This is a genomic window from Metalysinibacillus jejuensis (assembly GCF_003057615.1).
In the GTDB taxonomy this organism is placed as follows: domain Bacteria; phylum Bacillota; class Bacilli; order Bacillales_A; family Planococcaceae; genus Metalysinibacillus; species Metalysinibacillus jejuensis.
The window spans coordinates 170,251-194,267 of record NZ_QAFW01000001.1; the positions used below are offsets into that span (position 1 = coordinate 170,251).

The 24,017-nt window shown below is 38.5% G+C and carries 27 protein-coding genes; all 27 read left to right on the top strand.

Features of this window, described 5'->3' with window-relative positions; all coding sequences use genetic code 11:
* Window position 1: 1 nt before the first annotated feature.
* The 27 genes from DDE80_RS00895 to DDE80_RS01025 all read left to right on the top strand — a co-directional run bounded on the left by DDE80_RS00895 (window position 2) and on the right by DDE80_RS01025 (window position 23,969).
* On the top strand, window positions 2-364 hold the full coding sequence (locus tag DDE80_RS00895) for a response regulator (RefSeq protein WP_108305808.1): 363 nt from the start codon (window positions 2-4) through the stop codon (window positions 362-364).
* 4 nt (window positions 365-368) lie between these two features.
* Window positions 369-1,034, top strand: a complete 666-nt coding sequence (locus DDE80_RS00900) for a flagellar biosynthetic protein FliO (protein ID WP_108305809.1) — start codon at window positions 369-371, stop codon at window positions 1,032-1,034.
* Entirely contained in the window at window positions 1,031-1,702 is a 672-nt protein-coding gene (gene fliP / locus DDE80_RS00905) for a flagellar type III secretion system pore protein FliP (RefSeq protein WP_201261473.1), read from the top strand. The genes DDE80_RS00900 and fliP overlap by 4 nt, the downstream gene beginning before the upstream one ends.
* A 13-nt stretch (window positions 1,703-1,715) precedes the next feature.
* The gene (fliQ, locus tag DDE80_RS00910) at window positions 1,716-1,985 is read left to right on the top strand and encodes a flagellar biosynthesis protein FliQ (RefSeq protein ID WP_108305810.1); all 270 of its coding nucleotides are present in this window, start codon (window positions 1,716-1,718) and stop codon (window positions 1,983-1,985) included.
* Between the two features lie 4 nt (window positions 1,986-1,989).
* On the top strand, window positions 1,990-2,769 hold the full coding sequence (gene fliR, locus DDE80_RS00915; protein ID WP_108305811.1) for a flagellar biosynthetic protein FliR: 780 nt from the start codon (window positions 1,990-1,992) through the stop codon (window positions 2,767-2,769).
* On the top strand, window positions 2,762-3,853 hold the full coding sequence (flhB, locus tag DDE80_RS00920; RefSeq protein WP_108305884.1) for a flagellar biosynthesis protein FlhB: 1,092 nt from the start codon (window positions 2,762-2,764) through the stop codon (window positions 3,851-3,853). The genes fliR and flhB overlap by 8 nt, the downstream gene beginning before the upstream one ends.
* 23 nt (window positions 3,854-3,876) lie before the next feature.
* Window positions 3,877-5,910: a flagellar biosynthesis protein FlhA gene (gene flhA / locus DDE80_RS00925; protein ID WP_108305812.1), complete on the top strand. Its 2,034-nt coding sequence runs from the start codon at window positions 3,877-3,879 to the stop codon at window positions 5,908-5,910.
* Complete coding sequence (flhF, locus tag DDE80_RS00930; protein ID WP_108305813.1) at window positions 5,907-7,028, top strand: flagellar biosynthesis GTPase FlhF; 1,122 nt, start codon at window positions 5,907-5,909, stop codon at window positions 7,026-7,028. Before flhA ends, flhF begins: the two co-directional genes overlap by 4 nt.
* Window positions 7,025-7,897: a MinD/ParA family protein gene (locus DDE80_RS00935; RefSeq protein ID WP_108305814.1), complete on the top strand. Its 873-nt coding sequence runs from the start codon at window positions 7,025-7,027 to the stop codon at window positions 7,895-7,897. The genes flhF and DDE80_RS00935 overlap by 4 nt, the downstream gene beginning before the upstream one ends.
* Window positions 7,898-7,947: 50 nt before the next feature.
* Window positions 7,948-8,991 carry a protein-glutamate methylesterase/protein-glutamine glutaminase gene (locus DDE80_RS00940; protein ID WP_235612244.1) on the top strand — a complete coding sequence of 348 codons (1,044 nt, stop codon included), beginning with the start codon at window positions 7,948-7,950 and terminating at the stop codon, window positions 8,989-8,991.
* A 15-nt stretch (window positions 8,992-9,006) separates the two neighbouring features.
* On the top strand, window positions 9,007-11,043 hold the full coding sequence (locus tag DDE80_RS00945; protein ID WP_108305816.1) for a chemotaxis protein CheA: 2,037 nt from the start codon (window positions 9,007-9,009) through the stop codon (window positions 11,041-11,043).
* A 21-nt stretch (window positions 11,044-11,064) separates the two neighbouring features.
* Window positions 11,065-11,514: a chemotaxis protein CheW gene (locus DDE80_RS00950; RefSeq protein WP_108305817.1), complete on the top strand. Its 450-nt coding sequence runs from the start codon at window positions 11,065-11,067 to the stop codon at window positions 11,512-11,514.
* 18 nt (window positions 11,515-11,532) lie between these two features.
* Window positions 11,533-12,159 carry a chemotaxis protein CheC gene (locus tag DDE80_RS00955; RefSeq protein ID WP_108305818.1) on the top strand — a complete coding sequence of 209 codons (627 nt, stop codon included), beginning with the start codon at window positions 11,533-11,535 and terminating at the stop codon, window positions 12,157-12,159.
* Window positions 12,160-12,203: 44 nt separating this feature from the next.
* Window positions 12,204-12,659, top strand: a complete 456-nt coding sequence (locus DDE80_RS00960; protein WP_108305885.1) for a chemotaxis protein CheD — start codon at window positions 12,204-12,206, stop codon at window positions 12,657-12,659.
* Window positions 12,659-12,991, top strand: coding sequence for a hypothetical protein (locus DDE80_RS00965; RefSeq protein ID WP_235612235.1), 333 nt, complete (start codon window positions 12,659-12,661; stop codon window positions 12,989-12,991). Before DDE80_RS00960 ends, DDE80_RS00965 begins: the two co-directional genes overlap by 1 nt.
* Window positions 12,992-13,126: 135 nt before the next feature.
* Window positions 13,127-13,894 (top strand): FliA/WhiG family RNA polymerase sigma factor, encoded by a 768-nt coding sequence (locus tag DDE80_RS00970; RefSeq protein WP_108305819.1) that lies wholly within the window; start codon window positions 13,127-13,129, stop codon window positions 13,892-13,894.
* Window positions 13,895-13,906: 12 nt separating this feature from the next.
* Window positions 13,907-14,209 carry an RNA polymerase subunit sigma gene (locus DDE80_RS00975; RefSeq protein WP_108305820.1) on the top strand — a complete coding sequence of 101 codons (303 nt, stop codon included), beginning with the start codon at window positions 13,907-13,909 and terminating at the stop codon, window positions 14,207-14,209.
* A gap of 12 nt (window positions 14,210-14,221) precedes the next feature.
* Entirely contained in the window at window positions 14,222-14,755 is a 534-nt protein-coding gene (locus DDE80_RS00980; RefSeq protein ID WP_108305821.1) for a DUF6115 domain-containing protein, read from the top strand.
* Window positions 14,756-14,908: 153 nt separating this feature from the next.
* Window positions 14,909-15,625 carry a 30S ribosomal protein S2 gene (rpsB, locus tag DDE80_RS00985; protein ID WP_108305822.1) on the top strand — a complete coding sequence of 239 codons (717 nt, stop codon included), beginning with the start codon at window positions 14,909-14,911 and terminating at the stop codon, window positions 15,623-15,625.
* Window positions 15,626-15,722: 97 nt separating this feature from the next.
* Entirely contained in the window at window positions 15,723-16,607 is an 885-nt protein-coding gene (gene tsf, locus DDE80_RS00990) for a translation elongation factor Ts (protein WP_108305823.1), read from the top strand.
* A gap of 164 nt (window positions 16,608-16,771) precedes the next feature.
* A complete protein-coding gene (gene pyrH, locus DDE80_RS00995; RefSeq protein WP_108305824.1) occupies window positions 16,772-17,497 on the top strand; it encodes a UMP kinase in 726 nt (241 codons plus the stop codon).
* On the top strand, window positions 17,497-18,054 hold the full coding sequence (gene frr, locus DDE80_RS01000) for a ribosome recycling factor (RefSeq protein WP_108305825.1): 558 nt from the start codon (window positions 17,497-17,499) through the stop codon (window positions 18,052-18,054). The genes pyrH and frr overlap by 1 nt, the downstream gene beginning before the upstream one ends.
* A gap of 132 nt (window positions 18,055-18,186) precedes the next feature.
* Window positions 18,187-18,978 carry an undecaprenyl pyrophosphate synthase gene (gene uppS / locus DDE80_RS01005; protein ID WP_108305826.1) on the top strand — a complete coding sequence of 264 codons (792 nt, stop codon included), beginning with the start codon at window positions 18,187-18,189 and terminating at the stop codon, window positions 18,976-18,978.
* Window positions 18,975-19,769, top strand: coding sequence for a phosphatidate cytidylyltransferase (locus tag DDE80_RS01010; RefSeq protein WP_108305827.1), 795 nt, complete (start codon window positions 18,975-18,977; stop codon window positions 19,767-19,769). The genes uppS and DDE80_RS01010 overlap by 4 nt, the downstream gene beginning before the upstream one ends.
* A gap of 16 nt (window positions 19,770-19,785) precedes the next feature.
* Window positions 19,786-20,931 (top strand): 1-deoxy-D-xylulose-5-phosphate reductoisomerase, encoded by a 1,146-nt coding sequence (locus tag DDE80_RS01015; RefSeq protein ID WP_108305828.1) that lies wholly within the window; start codon window positions 19,786-19,788, stop codon window positions 20,929-20,931.
* A gap of 31 nt (window positions 20,932-20,962) precedes the next feature.
* Window positions 20,963-22,237 (top strand): RIP metalloprotease RseP, encoded by a 1,275-nt coding sequence (gene rseP / locus DDE80_RS01020; RefSeq protein ID WP_108305829.1) that lies wholly within the window; start codon window positions 20,963-20,965, stop codon window positions 22,235-22,237.
* 25 nt (window positions 22,238-22,262) lie between these two features.
* Window positions 22,263-23,969, top strand: a complete 1,707-nt coding sequence (locus tag DDE80_RS01025; RefSeq protein ID WP_108305830.1) for a proline--tRNA ligase — start codon at window positions 22,263-22,265, stop codon at window positions 23,967-23,969.
* The last annotated feature ends 48 nt before the right edge of the window (window positions 23,970-24,017 follow it).

Here is a 24,017-nt window from a genome sequence, read left to right on the forward strand (position 1 = left end):
TATGTCAAAAAGGATTTTAATTGTTGACGATGCAGCTTTCATGCGCATGATGATTAAGGATATTTTAACGAAAAATGGTTTTGAAGTAGTAGGTGAAGCTGCCGATGGTATGCAAGCTGTAGAAAAGTATAATGAGCTTAAGCCTGATCTTGTAACAATGGATATTACAATGCCAGAAATGGACGGTATTGCAGCGCTAAAAGAAATTAAAGCAAGCCACCCATCAGCAATTGTTATTATGTGTTCAGCAATGGGGCAACAAGCGATGGTTATCGATGCAATTCAAGCAGGAGCTAAAGACTTTATCGTAAAGCCGTTCCAAGCAGACCGTGTTATTGAAGCAATTCAAAAAGCGTTGAGTTGATTGTATGGCGTTTTTCAAACTAGCAAAAACAATGCTCTTGGCTTGTGCTTTGCTGATAGGTTTTTCACCTATCGCTTTAGCAGATGAGGGACTTACTACCGTTAAAGAAACAATAGAAGGCTCTAAAAATAAAGGAGACTCATCTGATTTACCATCAAAAAAAGCGCCAGCACTTGATGATCAACAGCAAGTGGCTGGTGTTCCTAGTTATACTTTTTTTGACTTTGTGAAAATTATGTTAGCGTTAGGATTTGTCGTTGTTTTGCTTTACCTTGTATTAAAATTTTTAAACACGCGCAATTTAAAATACCAGCAAAACCAAATGGTACAAAATTTAGGTGGTGTATCTGTAGGCGCACAAAAGTCCGTACAGCTATTACAAATTGGTTCTAAAATTTATGTAATTGGCGTAGGGGAAGATGTGCAATTGTTGAAAGAGATTACAGATGAAATCGAAGTTGATACACTTTATAAGCTGTATGAAGATAAACAAACGTTAGCAGCTGCACCTATTAAATTAAAAGAGTTGTTTAGTAAATTTAACAAGACTAAGGTAGAAGAAGAAGCAGAACAATTTAATGATTTACTTCAAAAGCGCATTCATGAAATTGAAAAAGAGCGCAGTGAGGGGATTAATAATTGGAAGGAAAAGGAGAAGGGTGATTTATGACGTATATGCTAGCGGCATTTAGCAATGGCATTGACCCAGCGAATGTCTCCACTTCTGTAAAATTATTATTACTTCTTACTGTGCTATCTTTAGCACCGAGTATTTTAATATTGATGACATCTTTTGCGAGAATAGTCATTATTTTGAGCTTCGTCCGCACAGCTTTAGCGACGCAGCAAATGCCACCTAACCAAGTTATTATTGGTTTAGCGCTATTTTTAACTTTTTTTATTATGGCGCCTACGTTTAATGAGGTAAATAAAGAAGCATTGCAACCATTATTTGCGGAAGAAATTCAACTAGAAGAGGCTTATGACAAAGCGAGTATACCTTTTAAATCATTTATGACAGAGCATACAAGGCAAAAGGATTTAGAGTTATTTATGAGCTATAACGGTATTACAGAGCCGCCAGCTACGATTGAAGAAATTCCGTTAACGATGTTAGTGCCAGCATTTGCGCTAAGTGAAATTAAAACCGCTTTCCAAATCGGTTTTATGATTTTTATACCTTTTTTAGTAATTGATATGATTGTAGCGAGTACATTAATGTCAATGGGTATGATGATGTTGCCACCGGTAATGATTTCTTTACCGTTTAAAATTTTACTATTTGTATTAGTTGATGGTTGGTATTTAGTGATGAAGTCAATATTACAAAGTTTTTAGGGGATGAAGTGTTATGACTGGAGAAATGGTAATATCGGTTGCAGAACGTGCAATTACAGTCGTACTTATTACGAGTGGGCCGTTATTGATGATTGCATTAATTACAGGGTTAGCTGTAAGTATATTTCAGGCTACGACTTCAATTCAAGAGCAAACGTTAGCCTTCGTACCTAAAATTGTAGCGGTATTAGTAGGTATGGTGTTTTTTGGACCTTGGATGCTCTCACAAGTGACGGAGTACGCTAAAGATATATTTGAAAACTTAGTGCGCTATATCGGGTGAGTAAATGAATGAGTTGCTACCTAACTTCACTGTTCTTTTACTTATGATGGTTCGTGTTACCGCTTTTTTTGTTACCGTTCCATTTCTATCCTACCGTACAATACCTCAACAAGTAAGAATAGCATTAGCGGTCGTCTTGGCTTTTCTTATGTATTTTACGATGACCGATGTTGCACCTTTTGTAGTAGATGGTACATATATTTTATTAATTCTTAAAGAAGCTGTAGTAGGCTTATTTATTGGCTTACTGGGCTTCATCATTATGTCGGCTATACAAATTGCAGGTAGCTTTATTGATTTCCAAATGGGTTTTGCGATTGCTAATATTATTGACCCTCAAACAGGGGCACAAAGTCCTTTAGTAGGGCAATTTTTTAATTCATTAGCTTTATTATTATTGCTAGCGGTCAATGGACACCATTTAATTATGGACGGTATTTTTTATAGTTATCAATTTTTACCTATGGATCAGCTATGGCCTACCTTCGGGGACGAACGTTTAATAAGCTTTATCATTACGACATTTACCGCCGTATTTGCTATAGCGTTTCAAATGGCAGCGCCCGTTGTAGCCACATTATTTTTAGTGGACTTAGCGTTAGGGATTACTGCTAGAACTGTGCCGCAACTCAATATTTTCGTGGTAGGTTTCCCTATTAAAATTACCGTGAGCTTTATTGTTCTCGTGATTATGATACCTGTAATGATGGAAGTTATATCAAAGTTAATTTCGATTATGATTGTAGCGATGCGTGATTTAATGACTATTTTAGGTGGTGGCTAATATTTTACTACGTTTAGATTTGCAATTCTTCGCCGGTGAAAAAACAGAAAAAGCAACCCCTAAAAAACGTCAAGATGCCCGTAAGAAAGGTCAAGTTGTAAAGAGTCAAGATATTACGAGTGCTATTGTAATGCTAGCTGTCTTTATTTTTTTAGTCGCCTTTGCCGGATCATTTGTGTCAAACATCCAATCTTTTTTTAAACAGACATTTATTAGTAATATGCATATTCAAGCTTTGACAATAGAAGAAACGATGCAACTATTTAAAAGTATGCTACTTGAGTTAGCGATTATTATATTACCGATTATGGGTGTAGCGATGGTTGCTGCACTACTAGGTAACTACATACAATTTGGGTTTTTATTTACGACGGAGTCAATGAAGTTTGATTTGAAAAAAATGGACCCTATTAAAGGACTTAAGCGTATTTTTTCTGTAAAAGCGATTATTGAGTTACTGAAATCAGTACTGAAAATCGCGTTTATCGGCAGTGTAACGACTATCATTGTTTGGACGAACATTAAAGCTGTGCTTGCCTTATCTTTCAAAAGTCCAGAAGAGACACTCGTCACAGTAGCTACTTTAGTAGGTACGATGGGTATCGCTGCTTCACTCGTATTATTATGCTTGTCAGTACTTGACTGGTCATACCAAAAGTATGATTATGAAAAGAATTTAAAGATGTCAAAGCAAGATATTAAAGACGAGTATAAAAATAGTGAAGGTGACCCATTAATTAAATCAAAAATAAAGCAAAGACAACGTGAAATGGCGATGCGCCGAATGATGTCAGAAATACCAACAGCTGACGTAGTTATCACTAACCCGACGCACTACGCACTCGTTTTAAAATACGATGAAGATAATATGGATGCGCCTAAAGTTGTAGCAAAAGGTACCGATTTCGTTGCACAAAAAATAAAGTTAATTGCTAAAGAGCATGATGTGGTAATGGTTGAAAATCGGCCTTTAGCTAGAGCTATGTATGATCAAGTGGAAATAGGCGACACTGTACCAGATGAGTTTTTTAAAGCAGTAGCAGAAATATTAGCTTATGTTTATCGTATTAAGCGCAAAATTTAGAGGATTAAGCAGGAGGGGAAAAAATGAAGGTTCGTGATATAGGGGTATTAGCTGCGGTTATTATGATTATAGCAATGCTCATTATTCCTCTACCTCCTTGGATGTTAAGTTTTCTTATTGTAATTAACATATCTTTAGGTTTGATGGTTTTATTAACAGCTATGAATATGAAAGAAGCGCTAGATTTTTCTATTTTTCCATCTGTAATTTTATTGTTAACCTTATTTCGCTTAGGGCTTAGTGTATCAACTACACGAGCTATTTTAGCGGATGGTGATGCCGGTCAAGTTGTCGATACGTTTGGTGACTTCGTAGTAGGCGGTAATATTTTAGTTGGTCTAGTCGTATTCTTAATTTTAGTGTTAATTCAATTTATTGTAATCACTAAAGGTTCGGAACGTGTAGCAGAGGTAGCAGCACGTTTTACATTAGATGCGATGCCAGGTAAGCAGATGAGTATTGATGCGGATTTAAATGCTGGTGTGATTTCAGAGCGCGAAGCACGCGAACGCCGCGAAAAAGTTTCAGGAGAAGCGGATTTTTACGGTGCGATGGATGGTGCCACAAAATTCGTAAAAGGTGATGCTATCGCCTCAATGGTAATGGTTATTATCAACTTATTATTCGGTTTAATTATCGGTGTTGTGCAAATGGATTTGGAGTTTGCAGAAGCGGCTACAAAATTTTCTAAATTAACTGTAGGTGATGGTATTGTAGCCCAAATTCCGGCCCTTTTAATTTCTACAGCGACAGGTATTGTTGTAACGCGTGCATCTTCTAAAGGTAGCCTTGGCGGCGATATTATGGATCAGTTATTCGCGCAAGCTAAATTGATGTATATCGCAGGGGGGACGATTATTTTACTAGGTGTTTTCACCCCAATTCCAATGCTAATTACTATTCCTGTTGGCGGCTCATTAATTTTGGGTGCTTATATGATGAATCGTAAAAAGCCAGAAGATGAGGAAGAGCTGCTTGAAATTGAAGAAGAAGAAGCTACAGACGTTATGAAGAGTCCAGAGAATGTCGTTAACTTACTAACAGTAGATCCGATTGAATTTGAATTTGGTTATGGGCTTATCCCATTAGTGGACGCTTCTCAAGGTGGCGACTTACTTGACCGTGTAGTTATGATTCGTAGACAATTAGCGTTAGAGTTAGGCATTGTTATTCCAGTAGTGCGCATTCGAGATAATATTCAATTACAGCCGAATGAGTATCGCATTAAAATAAAAGGTAATGAAATGGCTAAAGGCGAGTTATTACTCGATCACTATTTAGCGATGAGCCCTGGTGATGACGATACAATTGAAGGTATTGATACCGTTGAGCCTTCCTTTGGTTTGCCAGCTAAGTGGATTACCGAACAAGAAAAAGAAAATGCCGAGATGTTTGGCTACACTGTAGTCGATCCACCGAGTGTTGTCTCTACACATTTAACAGAAGTCATACGTGCAAATGCACACGAATTATTAGGTCGACAAGAAACGAAACAACTTGTAGATCATTTACATGAAACATATCCAATATTAGTGGACGAGCTTACGCCAACACCGCTATCTATTGGCGAAATACAAAAAGTGTTGCAGCGATTATTACGCGAAAACGTGTCTGTACGTAACTTACCGATTATCTTTGAAACATTAGCAGACTATGCTAAATTAACGAGTGATACGGACGTATTAACAGAGTATGTGCGACAGGCATTGGCGAGACAAATTACGGCCCAATATGTTGGAGAACAAGAGGCATTAAAAGTTATTACGGTATCAGGCACAGTGGAGAAAAAATTAGCCGATAGCATTCAGCAGACAGAGCATGGTAATTATTTAGCGATGGACCCTACAGACTCTCAAAATATATTAGAAGCTGTAGCTGCAGAAGTAGAGCGTGTATCCTTTATGGAACAAAACGCCATTATTATTTGTTCGCCAGCGATACGTATGTATATGCGACAATTAACAGAGCGATATTTCCCACAAGTACCTATTTTATCTTATAATGAATTAGATGCAGCGATTGAAATCCAAAGTGTTGGAGTGGTGAATGTAAATTGAAGATGAAAAAATACATTGTATCTTCTATGCCAGAGGCGATGAAAAAAATTCGCGAAGATTTGGGAGAAGACGCAGTAATTTTAAATACAAAAGTTATTACTAAACGCAAATTATTCGGTTTAGTTAAACAAAAAAGTTTTGAAGTAGTAGCAGGTATTGATGAGTTAACCCAACCAGCAATACACAAAGTAACACCTCCTGCAGCCGTTTCAGCCCCTGTGCAGGAACGCGTACAAGAGGATATTTCACAACAATTACAACGAGAAATTGAAGATTTAAAGCGTTTAATGCAAACGGTTCAACAACAAACGAAGCAACCGGACATAACACCTGAAGCGTTACAACCTTTTTTGAGCTATTTACACCGTCAAGAGCTAGGAGAAGAGCTCATCACAGCAATACGTGATGAGCTTTTTGTGCATCTTGAAAATGAAGGTAGTATTACGGTTAAAGATTTTGAGGAAATCAGTGGCACTGTAATTAAAAAAGCGTTGCAACATTTGCCAATGGGTGGAATTTCCTTTACGAAAAAACAAGTGCATGTTTTAGGACCTACAGGTGTAGGTAAAACAACGACCATTGCAAAGATGGCAGCAAGAGCAGTGTTACAGGAGAAAAAGAAGATTGGCTTCATTACGACCGATACATATCGGATTGCGGCTATCGAACAATTAAAAACGTATGCAGGCTTATTACAAGCACCAGTCGAAATTGCCTATAATCTTGAAGATTATAACAATGCGCTCACAAAATTGTCACATCTTGATGTAATATTCGTAGATACAGCAGGAAGAAATTATAAAGAGAGTAAATATGTTGAGGATTTACGAGCATTAATTGATTTTAATGAAGATGCAGAGTCATTTTTAGTATTGACAACAACAGCAAAAGAAAGCGATATGGTAGCAGTAATTGATCAATTTATTGACATTCCTGTGGAAAAATTTATCTTTACAAAAGTAGATGAAACAAATTCTATTGGCACGATTATTAATTTAATGCTTAAATATAATAAAGGTCTTGCTTACTATACAGATGGGCAAGAAGTCCCTGAAGATATTGAAGAAGCAACGATAGATAATTTATTACATTTACTTTTTAAAGGTGAGCCATTATGAGAGATCAAGCTGAGTCACTTCGTATGAAGTTGTTGGAAGAGCAAGGTGGTTTAGGGAAGGCAATTGCCATCGTAAGTGGTAAGGGCGGGGTTGGTAAAAGTAATTTTTGTATGAACTTTGCGCTACAGCTTACTAAGCAAGATAAAAAAGTTGTGATTTTAGATATGGATATAGGTATGGGTAATATCCATATCTTGATAGGTGAAAGTGCGACTTATAATCTAGGTGATTATTTATCAGGTGAGCAACCGTTACAAAATGTAATTTTTGAAGCACCGTATGGTATGGATTATATTTCAGGTGGTTCTGGCATGACGTCGGTATTGCAATGGGATGAAAGCATGTTTTCTCGTCTAATTGAAGCATTTGATGAATTGTTAAAAAACTATGACTATATTTTATTTGACATGGGCGCTGGTGCAACAAATTGGTCTTTAGACTTATTAATGTCGATTGATGATGTTATAGTAATAACAACAGCAGAACCAACGGCTATTACTGATGCTTATTCCATGATGAAATATATCCATTTAAAAGATAGTAGTAAATCGTATTACCTAATTTGTAACCGTGCATTGTCTAAACAAGAAGGTGAAGAAACAACGGCTCGATTAAAATTAGCCATGACACGTTTTTTGGAAAAAGATATACAAATATTAGGTACGTTGCCTGAAGATTTAGCTGTAAGACAAGCCGTTCGTGAACAAGTACCCTTTGTTATTAGTCATCCGAATGCGCCTGTTACGAAGGCGTTGCGCTTGCTCGTTTTACGCTTTTTAGAACAACCTGTAGAAGAGCAGCAAATACGTCAACAGCCAACTACTTTTTTAAGTAAATTACGCAGTATTTTTTCGAAAGGACGTGATTAGCTTTGAGTTTCTCAAAGAAAAAAGTGCTAATTGTTGATGATTCAGCATTTATGAGGAAATTAATTAGTGATTTTTTTGCAGGACACCCGACAATCGAAGTAATCGGTACAGCTAGAAATGGTAAAGATGCTATAAAAAAAGTGCAACAGCTAAAACCAGACGTTGTGACCTTAGACGTAGAGATGCCTGAAATGAACGGGCTAGAAGCTTTGAAAGAAATCATGACTACAAATCCGATGCCCGTTGTGATGTTATCGAGTAAAACAAGAGAAGGCACAGAGAGCACGTTGCTCGCAATGGAGTACGGAGCTTTTGATTTTGTAGCTAAACCTAGCGGTACGATTTCACTTGATTTGCATAAAATAAAAGATCAATTAATAGAAACAGTTGAAGAGGCCTTAAAGGTGCCAAAAAGTAAATTTAACTCATCTGTTAAAGTTACGCGTAGCGTTCAGCCTGGCCAGGTTGTGGAAACACCAAAGCGCCCGCAAAATAAGAGGCCTACTTTTTCGGCAGCAAGTAAAAAAATCGTGTTAATCGGTACATCTACTGGTGGACCAAGAGCACTTCAACAAGTTATTACAAAGTTGCCCGCTGACATAAAAGCACCGGTATTAATTGTTCAGCATATGCCAGCAGGTTTTACTAAGTCACTTGCAGAGCGTCTTAATCAATTAAGTAAAATAACAGTAAAAGAAGCTGAACATGGTGATATTTTACAAAATGGACATGCCTACGTAGCACCAGGAGGCTATCATTTGCGTGTCAATAAAGTAGGCACCACTTATGCTATTGCTTTAGATAATAAAGCACCAGCACGTTCAGGGCATCGCCCAGCGGTAGATGTGATGTATGAAGATGTTAGTCGATTTAAAGAGCTCGATAAAGTAGCGGTAATTATGACAGGTATGGGCTCTGACGGTTCAAAAGGTTTAATTGAACTTAAACAAACAGGTAACACGGTGGCGATAGCCGAATCAGCAGAAACTTGTATCGTATATGGTATGCCTAAAGCTGCCGTGGAGACGCAGCTTATAGATGAAGTAGTTTTTGTTGAAGATATTGCACAAACGATAATGAAATATTTGCCTTAAAAGGGGTGCTTAAATATGGATGTCAATCAATATTTAGAGATGTTTATTGAGGAAAGTAAAGAACATTTACAATCGTGTAGTGAGCAATTATTAGCGCTGGAAAAAAACCCTGAAGATTTGACGATTGTAGGAGAAATTTTCCGTTCAGCACATACGTTAAAAGGTATGTCTGCAACGATGGGGTTTGAAGACTTAGCAAATTTAACACATAAGATGGAAAACGTTTTAGATGCGATTCGTAATGAAAAAATTGGGGTAACACCAGAGATTTTAGACGTTGTTTTTGAGTCTGTAGATCATTTAGAAGAAATGGTTATGGATATTGCAGCAGGTGGTGACGGCAAGCGAGATGTGGAATCTACAGTAGCGCTATTAAAGCAAATTGAATCTGGTGAGGAAGCGGTAGTAGCACCAGTTGTCAGTGAGGCACCGGCTGAAACGGGAGCGCCTGCAGATACGACGTTAGCCTATGATGATTACGAAAAAACAATTATTATGCAATCGTTTGAACAAGCGTTTAAAGCTTATGAAATTAGCGTGACATTACGTGATGACTGCCTATTAAAAGCTGCGCGTGTCATTATGGTATTCCAAGTGCTAGAAAAAGAAGGTGAAATCGTTAAAACTTCTCCAACGATTGAAGAGCTAGAGGAAGAAAAGTTTGACAGCACTTTCCACGTTGCATTTTTAACACAGGAAAATGTTGAAGATTTACAAGCGAAAATTATGAAAGTGTCTGAAGTAGCGACCGCAGATATTACGGAGCTTACAGAAGCTTCTTTTGCAACAAAAGAACCAGCACCGCCTGTAGAAGAAAAAGTAGAGCCAGCTAAGGCACAAGCGCCTGCTAAGCAAGAGAGTAAACCTGCGAAAAAAGCACAAAAAGCTTCGGCTATGGTAGGTAGTAAAACAATTCGTGTTAACATTGAACGCTTAGATATTTTAATGAACTTATTTGAAGAGTTAGTCATTGACCGTGGTCGTTTACAATCTATCTCAACAGAGGTTAACCACAATGAGTTAAATGAAACGGTAGAGCGCATGAGCCGTGTAATGGGAGATTTACAAAATATTATTTTAACGATGCGCATGGTTCCTGTAGAAACCGTATTTAATCGTTTCCCTAAAATGATTCGCCAGCTGTCACGAGAGTTAAATAAAAAAATTAACCTTGAAATTATTGGAGCGGAAACAGAGTTAGATCGTACCGTTATTGATGAAATTGGGGATCCGCTAGTCCACTTAATTCGAAATTCAGTCGACCATGGTATTGAAAGTCCGGAAGCGCGTATAGCAAAAGGCAAACCTGCAGAAGGTACAGTCGTATTACGTGCTTATCATAGCGGTAACCATGTGTTTATCGAAATTGAAGACGATGGAGCAGGGATTAATAAAGAAAAAGTACTAGCAAAAGCACTAGCAAAAGGTGTAGTTAGTCAAGAAACAGCAGATGCTATGACTGATAAACAAATTAACGAATTAATTTTAGCATCAGGTTTCTCAACTGCTGATCAAATTTCAGATGTTTCAGGTCGCGGTGTCGGCTTAGACGTAGTGAAAACGACAATTGAATCATTAGGTGGAAATATCTCCATTGATTCGATTCAAGATTCAGGTTCTATCTTCTCGATTCAGTTGCCTTTAACATTATCTATTATTTCTGTAATGTTAGTGGAAATCGAACAAGAAATTTATGCCATCCCACTATCGTCAATTATTGAAACGTCCATTATTAAAAAAGAAGAAATTTTAAGTGCGCACAATCAAAAGGTAATTAATTACCGTGGTACAGTAGTGCCGCTTGTGTTCTTAGAAGAAATCTTTGAAGTACCACGTACAGCACCTGCAAGCGATGAGTTCCATTCAGTTGTAGTCGTGCGCAAAGGTGAGAAGTTAGCTGGTTTAGTCGTTGATTCATTTATTGGTCAACAAGAAATCGTCTTAAAATCACTCGGTGATTATTTAACAAATATCTTTGCGATTTCAGGAGCTACCATTTTAGGCAACGGTAAAGTAGCGTTAATTGTAGATTGCAACGCATTAATTAAATAAGGGAATGAGAGGTGTTATACGATGTCAACAGTTACAGAACAAGAAAGTATGAAAGTAATTGTATTCCAGCTCGAGGATAAGGAATACGCAATTCCGGTATCGCGCGTACAAGGTATTGAGCGTTTAATGCATATTACGCGTGTGCCAAAGACACCGAATTATGTAAAAGGTGTTATCAATTTACGCGGTGTAGTAACGCCAATTATTGATTTACGAGAGCGTTTCTCACTACCTGCTTCAGATAATCAAGATTCAACGCGTATTATTATTGTCTCAATTAAAGATACAGAAGTTGGTTTTATCGTAGATTCAGCAAATGATGTAGTTGATATTAATATGAAATCGATTGAGCCTCAACCTGAAGTGGTAGGGACTGTAGAAGAAGAATTTATTTCAGGCGTAGCTCGTTTGAACAATCGATTATTAATTTTATTACAACTTGAGAAAGTACTCGTTACGTTACAACAATAGGAGGCAGTGGCAGCAACTATGGATAACCAAATTACATCGCTCCATTTAGATGTACTTAAAGAAATCGGTAATATTGGCGCGGCCCATGCTGCCACCTCGTTATCGATGTTGTTAAATAAAAAGATTGATATGCATGTACCAAAAGTCGAGATGGTGTCGTTTAATGATATGATGGAATTAGTCGGTGGACCTGAGAAGGTAGTCGTAGGCATCTATTTACGTATTGAAGGCGATGCTTTAGGCAGTATGTTCTTCATTTTACCTGTAGAACAAGCGAATCGCTTCATTCGACGCTTAATACAAGATGAACAGTTTGATTTTGGTAAAGTGCCTGTAGCTGAAATTGGTATGTCAGCTATGCAAGAAATGGGTAATATTTTATCTGGTTCTTATTTATCAGCGTTTTCAGATTTTACAGGATTAAAAATTTACCCTACTGTACCAGGGTTGAGCGTAGATATGTTTGGTGCGATAATTAGTACAGGATTAATTGAAATATCACATGTTAGCGACCATGTTATTGTTATTAATACATCCATTTTAGAAGAAGGTTTAGAACCGAGTGAATCTGTGAAAGGGCATTTCTTCTTGCTACCTGAACCGTCTTCCTTTTCTGCGATATTTAATGCGCTAGGAGTATCGTAAGCGTGTTTAGCACGAACAAGGTAGTGAAAGTAGGAATTGCACAAATGGATGTGGCAAAAGCGCCCGAAACGATTAGAACGTCAGGGCTTGGGTCGTGTGTGGGCGTCGTATTATATGACGAGCGTAAAAAAATTGCAGGTTTAATTCATATTATGTTACCCGACTCGAAGTTAGGAAAAGTATTACCGGGAAACGTAGCTAAATTTGCTGATACGGGCATTGATGCGATGATTGATACATTAAGCAAGCAAGGGGTACAGAAATTTAGCTTAAAAGCAAAAATCGCAGGTGGTGCACAAATGTTCAAATTTTCTTCCGATCAAGATTCTATGCGAATCGGACCGCGCAATGTAGAGGCAGTGAAACAAGCATTGCGAAAAAATGGTGTGCGTATCGTAGCAGAGGATACTGGTGGAAGCAGTGGTAGAACGATTGAATTCAACCCGGAGACGGCTATGCTGATGGTACGAACGGTGAATCAAGGAGTGAGCGAAATCTAATGTTGTATGGTTCGATTTTATATAATTTTTGGGGAGCTCTTTTGGCCTTCTCTACTTATTTTTTTCTGAATTTTATGGGACCTGGCGCACCACTTGCGATTATTATTAAATCGTTTGTAGCTGCTGTAATCGGTTTTATCGTTACATATGTCATTCGCTTTTTAATCTCTTATGTACTTTATACACCTGAGAAAGAGGAGGAAGTAGAGGAAGAGATAGAAGAAGCTGCAATTCCGTCTTCTGCAACGGCTGAAGAATTTGCAGAAGAAAATCCTGAAGAAGTAGCGAAAGCAGTTAAAACAATGATGAATGACGATCAAATGGCTTCGTAGCAAAAGAGATTGTTTTTGTTTCGCTTGATACAAAAACAGTCTTTTTTTTTCGGAAAAGTTGGTACAGACATGAACTTTAAAAGGAAATTTGCTACAATGAGAAATAAAATGAATTTTTAGAAAGGCGGGGATTACATGACGCAAAAAAATCGCGAAGAGCAAATCCTTTGGCAGCGTTGGACGAAAAGTCGTGATCCTAAAGCAGGTGATTTACTCGTAAAAAAATACATGCCGCTCGTAACGTATCATGTACAGCGCATAAGTGTAGGGCTTCCAAAGAGCGTATCACGCGATGATTTAACAAGCTTAGCGATGCTAGGTTTATTTGATGCGTTAAATAAATTCGATACTGCACGGGATTTAAAATTTGATACGTACGCTTCATTTCGTGTAAGAGGTGCAATCATTGATGGCTTACGTAAAGAAGACTGGCTACCTCGTTCTGCTCGCGATAAAGCAAAAAAACTTGATGCAAGCATTGAACAATTAGAACAACGCTTACAACGTCATGCTACGCCTGAAGAAATCGCTAGAGAAATGAATATGCCAGTAGAAGAAGTATATAAAACCGTACAAGAACACTATTTTGCCAATGTGTTATCTATTAATGAGCAACAAGAGTTAGATGATTTTGAAGGCAAAGCTTTCGTTATTCGTGACGATCATACAAGAACACCAGAACAGCAAATTGTGCATACCGAGTTGTTAGGGGAGCTAGTACGTCATATCGAAAAGCTTAATAAGAATGAGCAATTGGTCGTTAGTTTATTTTACTCTGATGAAATGACATTAACTGAAATCGGTGAAGTACTTGGGTTATCGACTTCACGTATTTCACAAATTCATTCAAAAGCATTGTTTAAACTAAGAGAGTTATTAACGAAGGATGCTATGAAATCATAAGGAGTGATGGCGATGAGTTTAAAGGGTGTAGAACTTCAAATCGCGATACCTAAAACGTTTGATGCGGGTAAGATGTTAGACCAAGCACAGCAACAAAACCAAGTGAACCAAATGAATGCCAACGAGGCATTAAAAAAAGAAATCGAGCGTCAACAAAAAATTGTCAATACGTCTGAGGAGATGGACGGTATTAATGATGAAGAAGGTAAGCAACAACAATACGAGGCAGAGCAACGCAAAAAAGAGCAACAAAAAGAAGCGAAAAAAAACACCCACCATCCTTTTAAAGGAAACTTTGTGGATTTTAGTGGATAGGAGTTTTACGTAATGATTGTTAGTATTGTCGTTCTCTTTATACTACAAATTTTAGCCTTCTTCTTTATCGTACTTTTACAAGTGAAAATAGCGCGCTTCAATCAACTTGAGGAGAAGCAAAACCGCTTAATGCGCGATATGGATACGACAATTAGTGCGTATTTATTGCAAATGCGTGAGGAAAATGACCGCTTTATTGCGCAGCTGACTGCAACGAAGCCGAGTGGACCTGTAGTAGTTAAAGCGGAGAGCAGTGTGGATTTTGTAGAGGCAACTGAAGTACCACTACCTAAAGTAGAAGTAAAGAAGCCGCGTGTAGTAATGCCTAAAAAAACTGTCGCAAAGGCATATCAACAGCAAGAAACACATACGACACCTAAAGTAGAGGAAGCGGTAGTACAAAAAGAACAGGAGAGCTCTTCAGCACCAACGCTTGTACAGCAAGCCATATCATTACAAGAACAAGGGCTAACCATAGAGGAAATTGCAAAGCGTTTGCAAAAAGGCAAAACTGAAATCGAGCTGTTATTAAAGTTTAGAGCGTAAAATAGTTGCCTAAGCTATAGCAACTATGGTATATTATCAAATGGTGTTATCACTACACACGCATTTTGATGTAGTAAGTGGTGCCCTTTGCGGGGTAGCTTGTTGCAATTGATAAATGCGGAGGAAATTAACCAAAACTAGGAGGAAACAAACATGTCAGTAATTTCTATGAAACAATTACTTGAGGCTGGTGTACACTTCGGTCACCAAACTCGCCGTTGGAACCCAAAAATGAAGAAATATATCTTCGTTGAGCGTAACGGTATCTACATCATCGATTTACAAAAAACAGTTAAAAAATTAGAGGAAGCTTATGACTTCATGCGCCAAGTTGGTGCTGATGGTGGTAAAGTTCTTTTCGTTGGTACGAAAAAACAAGCACAAGAAGCTATCAAAGAAGAAGCAGAGCGTTCTGGTAACTACTACATTAACCAACGTTGGTTAGGTGGTACTTTAACTAACTTCGAAACTATCCAAAAACGTGTTGCTCGTATGAAAGCAATCGAAAAAATGGAAGAGGACGGTACATTTGATGTACTACCTAAAAAAGAAGTAGTTCAACTTAAAAAAGAACACGAACGTCTAGTTAAATTCTTAGGCGGTATCCGTGATATGAAAGGTTTACCGGATGTAATGTTCGTAGTAGACCCACGTAAAGAGCGTATTGCAGTAGCAGAAGCTCGCAAATTAAACATTCCATTAGTAGGTATTGTTGATACAAACTGTGACCCAGATGAAATCGACTACGTAATCCCTGCTAACGACGATGCTATCCGCGCAGTTAAATTATTAACTGGTAAAATGGCTGACGCATTAATCGAGTCTAAACAAGGTGAAGAAGAAGCGCCAGCTGAAGAATCAGCTGAGTAATTCTCACGTTTATGTGAAGGTGATAGGTGGCTCAAAACCCTTATCACCTTTTTTTAAAACATAATAGATGCAACACAACTTTGAGGAGGAAATTAACATGGCAATCACTGCACAATTAGTAAAAGAACTACGTGAAAAAACAGGCGCAGGTATGATGGACTGTAAAAAAGCTTTAGTAGAAACTGATGGTAACATCGAAGCTGCTATCGACTTTTTACGTGAAAAAGGTTTATCTTCAGCTTCTAAAAAAGCTGACCGTGTAGCTGCAGAAGGTACAAGCTACATTTTAGTACAAGGTAATGAAGCAATTATTTTAGAAGTAAATGCTGAAACTGACTTTGTTGCGAAAAATGACAAGTTCCAAGCTTTAGTATCAGGTCTTGCTGAGCAAATTCTTGCTGCTAAACCAGCTTCAGTAGAAGAAGCTTTAGAATTAACAAACGCAGAAGGCGTAAAAATTGTTGATCAAATCTCTACAGCTGTTGCAACAATTGGTGAGAAAATCACATTACGTCGTTTCGAAATTAAAACAAAAACAGATGCAGATGCATTCGGTCCTTACTTACACATGGGCGGTAAAATTGGTGTGTTAACAGTAGTTGAAGGCACAACTGACGAGTCAGTAGCTAAAGACGTTGCAATGCACATCGCTGCATTAGATCCAAAATACATCTCACGTGATGAAGTTTCTGCTGACGAAGTAGAGCGCGAGCGCAAAGTATTAACAGAGCAAGCGTTAAACGAAGGCAAACCAGAAAACATCGTTGCAAAAATGGTAGAAGGTCGTCTTGGCAAATACTTTGAAGAAGTATGTGTATTAGACCAATCTTTCGTTAAAAACCCAGATCAAAAAGTTCGTGATTTCGTTAAAGCAGCAGGTGGCGAATTAGTATCATTCGTACGTTACGCTGTTGGTGAAGGTATTGAAAAACGCGAAGATAACTTTGCTGAAGAAGTAATGAGCCAAGTTAAAGGTAACTAATTTAGACTGAAACGATATTTGCGTATCAGTTGAATATCGTTTAGCTAATTTAATACCAACTCATAAAGGGAACACAGTTACTTTCGTGTTCCCTGTTTTTTGGAAAAAAACGAAAGTATGTGCATACATACACGAAATAAAAGTCTGATGGAGGGTTTAAGTAAATGAGTGTGCCACAATATAAACGAGTAGTCATTAAACTAAGCGGTGAGGCGTTAGCAGGTGACGCAGGTTTTGGTTTACTACCAGAAGTAATCAAGTCTGTAGCAAAAGAAGTGAAAGAAGTAGTAGATTTAGGTGTAGAAGTTGCAGTCGTTGTAGGTGGCGGTAATATTTGGCGTGGTAAAATTGGTAGTGAGATGGGCATGGATCGTGCGGCAGCAGACTATATGGGTATGCTAGCTACAGTAATGAACTCACTTGCGCTTCAAGACGCTTTAGAGAAGCTAGGTATCGAAACACGCGTGCAATCGTCAATCGTTATGACGCAAGTAGCGGAACCTTATATTCGTCGTAAAGCGGTGCGTCATTTAGAGAAAAAACGCGTCGTTATTTTCGCGGCAGGTACAGGTAACCCATTCTTCTCAACAGATACTACAGCCGCTTTACGTGCAGCAGAAATTGATGCAGATGCCATTTTAATGGCCAAAAACAATGTTGACGGTGTTTATTCTGCAGATCCTAAAGTAGATACAGCAGCAGTTAAATACGACACACTCTCGTACTTAGACGTAATCCAACAAGGATTGCAAGTAATGGATTCAACAGCATCTACACTATGTATGGACAATGATATCCCACTTATTGTATTCTCTATTACAGAGAGCGGTAATATTAAACGCGCCGTACAAGGTGAAAAAATTGGAACAGTTGTTAGGAGGAATGCATAATGGCAAACGCAATTTTAACAGAAGCGAAAGACAAAATGGAAAAATCAATTAGCTCTTATACACGTGAATTAGCATCAATTCGTGCTGGTCGTGCTAATGCTTCTTTACTAGATCGTATTGAAGTAGAATACTACGGAGCACCAACACCATTAAACCAAATGGCAGGAATTTCGGTACCAGAAGCACGTTTACTAGTAATTCAGCCGTATGATAAAACAGTTTTAGGTGAAATTGAAAAAGCAATTTTACGTTCTGATTTAGGAATTACACCAACGAATGATGGTTCAGTAATTCGTATTATGATTCCAGCTTTAACAGAAGAACGTCGTAAAGAATTAGTAAAACTTGTTGGCAAAGAAGCTGAAAATGCTAAAATTGCTGTGCGTAATGTACGACGTGACGCGAATGATGATTTGAAAAAATCAGAAAAAGCAAGTGACATTACAGAAGATGAGCTACACAGCTTAACGGAAGATGTACAAAAGTTAACAGACTCATATATTGCTAAAATCGATGATATCGCAAAAGAAAAAGAAAAAGAAATTTTAGAAGTATAATTAAACTTTTCCGAATGACAGGCGTCCTATTTTGCAGGACGCTTTTTTTACTGAAATAAACAAAGCAAAAGTACGCTATTTTTGATATGATTATGTAGTAAACGTCCGATTAATTGTAGTGGAGGAATTATCATGTTTAAAAACTTTTTAGGAAACAAAGCGAATACGGCGCTAACTATAGAACAACGTAAATCAGAATGTATGCGCGAGGCAGTTCCTTCTCATATTGCGATTATTATGGACGGCAATGGTCGTTGGGCAAAGAAACGTGCGTTACCCCGTGTAGCAGGTCATCGAGAAGGGATGAAAACCGTTAAAAAGATTACGCGCTGTGCTTCAGAAATTGGTGTTAAAGCACTTACGGTCTATGCGTTTTCTACAGAAAATTGGAAACGCCCAAAAGATGAGGTCGATTTTTTAATGCGTCTACCTGTCGATTTTTTAGATACATTTTTACCAGAGTTAATTGAGCGCAATGTACGCGTAGAAACGATTGGAGACTCGAGTGTCTTACCTTTACATACGCAAAAAGCATTGACAGAAGCAATGGAGACGACAAAGCATAACACAGGGCTCGTGCTAAACTTCGCGTTAAATTATGGTAGCCGTGATGAAATGGTTAAGGCGATGAAGGCCATTATGATGCGTGTAGCTGAAGGGGAGTTAACAGCAGAGCAAGTAGATGAAGATTGCATTACAGCACACTTGATGACAGCTCACTTACCTGAGCCTGATTTACTCATACGAACGAGTGGGGAAGTACGACTCAGCAATTTTATGCTATGGCAACTCGCTTACACGGAATTATGGTTTACGGATATGTTATGGCCCGACTTCAACGAAGCAGCTTTTTTAGATGCTGTGATGAGCTATCAAAAACGCAATCGACGTTATGGTGGTTTGAAAGGAGAAGAAACGAAGTGAAACAACGAATTATAACGGCAGTCATAGCAGCAGCATTATTTATTCCTTTTGTTGTCTATGGAAAATGGCCGTTTGCTGTTTTAGTATTCGCTATGGCAGCAGTTGGTTTTTTTGAAATTTTACGCATGAAAAAGATTGCGATTACGTCGGTGCCAGGTGTATTAGGAGGCATCGCTTTAGCGGGTTTATTATTACCGACCTCTTGGGCACAAACGGTAGAAGATGTGACGACGTTAGGTAAGATGGAAATCATATTTTTTGCTTTCATTTTATTGCTCGTGTATACCGTAGTCATTAAAAATACATTTACTTTTGATGATGTTGGCTTTATTATGGCGAGCGTTTTTTATGTCGGTCTAGGTTTCCATTATTTCATTGAAACGCGCTTTATCGGACTGGAGTTTGTCGTATTTGCCTTACTAATCGTTTGGACGACCGACTCAGGTGCTTATTTTGTAGGACGTAAATTAGGGAAAAATAAGCTATGGCCTGAAATTTCGCCAAATAAAACAATCGAAGGCTTTGTTGGTGGCATTGTCATTGCTGTAATTTTTGCGAGCGTAATGCAATTTTTACACCCTATTACGAGTTCGTGGCTTGCACTTATTGCTGTAACGATTGTAGCGTCTATTTTCGGTCAAATGGGTGACTTAGTAGAGTCTGCAATTAAACGCCATTACGACGTAAAAGATTCAGGCACATTATTACCAGGGCATGGCGGTATTTTAGACCGCTTCGACAGCCTCTTATTCGTCTTACCATTACTGCACTTCCTACAATTTGTAGGCTAAGGAAAGGAAATGTAATATGAAAAAAATTAGTTTACTTGGAGCGACAGGCTCTATCGGTTTACAAACGATTGATATTATTCGCAGCAACCCACAAGCTTTTAAACTTGTAGCACTCGCAGCGGGTAAAAATATCGAAAAAACGACAGAAATTATTAAGGCGCTTGAGCCAGAGCTCGTATCTGTACAACGAGCGAGTGATGCAGCAACGTTACAACGCCTGTTTCCAAAAGTTACTTTTACTTATGGCGCAGAAGGTTTAGTAGAAGTTGCTACCCATCCTCAGACAACCGTATTAGTGAATGCTGTGTTAGGTAGCGTAGGACTTGCTTCGACATTAGCAGCGATTAAAATGGGTAAAACGATTGCCATCGCTAATAAAGAAACGCTAGTAACAGCTGGCCATTTAGTAATGAAAGAAGCTAAAAAATACAACGCGCCCATTTTGCCTGTAGACAGCGAACACTCCGCATTATTCCAAGCGATGAATGGCGAAAACCCTAAAAATATTTCACGTTTAGTCATTACAGCTTCAGGAGGAAGTTTCCGTGATAAAACGCGTGACGAACTTAAAAACGTGACGGTTAAAGATGCACTTAATCACCCAAACTGGTCCATGGGTGCTAAGATTACGATTGATTCGGCAACTATGATGAATAAAGGGCTTGAGGTAATTGAAGCTCATGTACTGTTTGATATGCCTTACGATAATATTGATGTCTTGCTTCACCGTGAGAGTATCATTCACTCGATGGTAGAGTTTGATGATACGAGCGTCATTGCTCAACTAGGCACACCAGATATGCGTGTACCAATCCAATATGCGCTAACGTACCCGGAACGCATCACATTGCAGCAAGGTAAACGCTTAAACTTAGCGGAGATTGGACAGCTTCACTTCGAAGAAATGGATTTTAAGCGCTATAGGGCATTGCAACTTGCTTATGATGCAGGACGTGAAGGTGGTACGATTTTAACAGCGATGAACGCAGCCAATGAAGCGGCTGTTGCTGCATTTTTACGCGGTGAGTTATCGTTTTTAGCAATTGATGAAACGATTGAACGTATCATGCACGAGCATAAGACAATTGTACAGCCAGATCTTGAGACAATTTTAGCGGTAGATAGTGAAACGCGAAAACGAGTAGCAGACATGATAAAATAAGTAGAGACTTATTACTTGAAGGTGGGATAGTATGCAAACAGCAATTGCATTTATCATAATTTTTGGCTCGCTCGTCTTTTTCCATGAGCTTGGCCACTTTTTGCTAGCGAAACGTGCAGGTATATTAGTGCGTGAGTTTGCGATTGGTTTTGGCCCGAAAATTTATGGTAATCAACGTGGTGAAACATTATATACAATTCGTTTGTTACCGCTAGGTGGTTATGTACGATATGCTGGCGCGGATTTAGATACCGTAGAGTTAGTACCAGGTTATCGTGTAGCGCTTGCGTTAAATAAAGAGAATGAAGTTGTTAAAATTATGCTGAACCAAAGCGAAAAACAACTTTCTGATATTGTATTTATGGAAGTAGAGAAAGCTGACCTCGTTCATGAGTTATGGATTGAAGGTTATGATGAGGAAGATACGTTTGTACGCTTCTCTGTTTCAAGAGAAGCAGTTGTAGTAGAAAACGGTCAAGAAAATGTCATTGCACCATTTGACCGACAGTTTGAATCCAAATCTATTTTTGATCGCTTTGCAACGATTTTTGCAGGGCCACTCTTTAACTTTATTTTAGCATTTTTCATTTTTATCGGTGCCGCCTTTATTGGTGGTGTTTCTAAAAATGAACCCGTATTAGGTGAAGTTTTAGCTGATAGCGCCGCAGCAAGTGCAGGGCTCGCAGAGGGTGATATTGTTACCGCGATTGATAACACAAAAATTAACGCATGGGATAAAATGGTTGGTATCATTCAACAAAGCCCGGAGAAAGAAATCACAATGCATATTAATCGTGACGGCGAAGTATTAGCTATTCCGGTAGTAGTAGAAAAACGTGTACTTGAGCAAGGCAAAGAGCGCCTTGAGCAAGGTGCCATTGGTGTTATGTATGGTGGTGGCTTTGAACGTGGTGTTGTAAAGTCGATTCAACAAGGTGGCGAACAAGTTTGGTATTGGTCGACACTTATTTTTACAATGTTAGGTAAGCTCGTAACAGGTCAGTTTAGTATTGATGCGCTGTCAGGACCTGTTGGCATTTATCAAGTGACAGATCAAGTAGCTTCATATGGCATTATTTCATTAATGAACTTTGCCGGCATGTTAAGTATTAACTTAGGGATTATGAACTTACTGCCAATCCCAGCACTTGACGGTGGTCGTTTATTATTTATTGCTATCGAAGCGGTGCGAGGTAAGCCAGTTGACCGCAATAAAGAAGGTATGGTGCACTTTGTAGGCATTATGCTATTACTACTGTTAATGATTGCGGTAACATGGAATGATATTCAACGATTTTTCTTTTAATTGAACATAAAGGATGGAGTAAATAATGAAACAAAGTAAAACGTATATTCCTACGCTGCGTGAAGTACCAGCGGATGCGGAAGTAAAATCACATAAACAATTGTTACGTGCAGGTTATATTCGTCAAAATGCAAGCGGTGTGTATTCGTATTTACCACTTGCAACGCGTGTACTAGCGAAAATTGAAGCTATTGTACGCGAAGAATTAGATAATATTGGTGCAGTAGAAATTTTAATGCCTGCGATGCAATCAGCAGAGTTATGGCAAGAGTCAGGTCGCTGGCAAGCATACGGTCCAGAACTTATGCGTTTTAAAGACCGTCATAACCGTGACTTTGCATTAGGACCGACACATGAAGAAGTTATCACGGACCTTGTGCGTGATGAAATTAAATCGTATAAAAAATTACCGTTAACGATGTATCAAATTCAAACGAAGTTCCGCGATGAAAAGCGCCCACGTTTTGGTTTGTTACGTGGCCGTGAATTTATTATGAAAGATGCGTATTCTTTCCATGCCTCAACAGAAAGCTTAGATGAAACGTATCAAGATATGTATAAAGCATATTCGGCTATTTTTACACGCCTTGGTTTAAACTTCCGTGCAGTCATTGCAGATGCTGGCTCAATTGGTGGTAGCGGCACACATGAATTTATGGTGTTATCAGAAATTGGAGAAGATACGATTGCCTATTCTGATAGCTCAGACTACGCGGCTAATATCGAGATGGCAGAAGTAGTAGCAGTATGTGAGCCTTCTGATGAAGCAGCAAAAGAGTTAGAGAAAATTGCTACACCTGATCAAAAAACCATTGAGGAAGTAAGTGAATTTTTAGCAGTACCGACGAATAAAGTAATTAAATCGTTAGTGTTTAATGTAGATGGCGAGTTAGTGGTCGTATTAACACGTGGTGATCATGAAGTTAATGAAATTAAAGTTAAAAATGCATTGCAAGCGACAGTTGTTGAGATGGCAGACGAAGAAGAAATTCGTGCGGCATTAGGTTGCGGCGTCGGTTCAATTGGACCAATTAAGCTACCTGTTGAGATGAAAGTTATTGCTGATAATGCGATTCGTTCGGTGCGCAATGCAGTAGCAGGTGCTAATGAAGATGGTTTCCATTATATCAATGTAAACCCAGAGCGCGACTTTGCTATTAATGCCTATGAGGATATTCGCTTTATTCAAGAGGGAGACCCATCGCCAGACGGTGAAGGCACAATTAAATTTGCAGAAGGTATTGAGGTTGGTCATATCTTTAAATTAGGTACAACGTATTCTGCAAAGTTAAATGCAACTATTTTAAACGAACAAGGTAAAGCACAGCCAATGATTATGGGCTGTTATGGTATCGGTGTATCACGTATTTTAGCGGCGGTAGCTGAACAGTTCCAAGATGATAATGGCTTTACATGGCCAAAACAATTAACGCCGTACGATGTGCACCTTATTCCAGTTAATATGAAGGATGAGGCACAAGTTGGTCTAGCCGAAGATATGTACGGTTTATTAAAATCATACCGTTATGATGTGTTACTAGATGATCGTAACGAACGCGCAGGCGTTAAGTTTGCTGACTCGGATTTAATCGGTTTACCAGTGCGAGTAACGATCGGTAAAAAAGCAGCAGAAGGTATTGTAGAAGTGAAAATTCGTCAAACAGGCGAAACATTTGAATGGCAAAAAGAAGAGTTAATCGATAATTTAAATGAACTTTTCCGTGCACAATAAAAAAAATGCCGACAAGATTTCTTGTCGGCACTTTTTTATCAGGAGGGT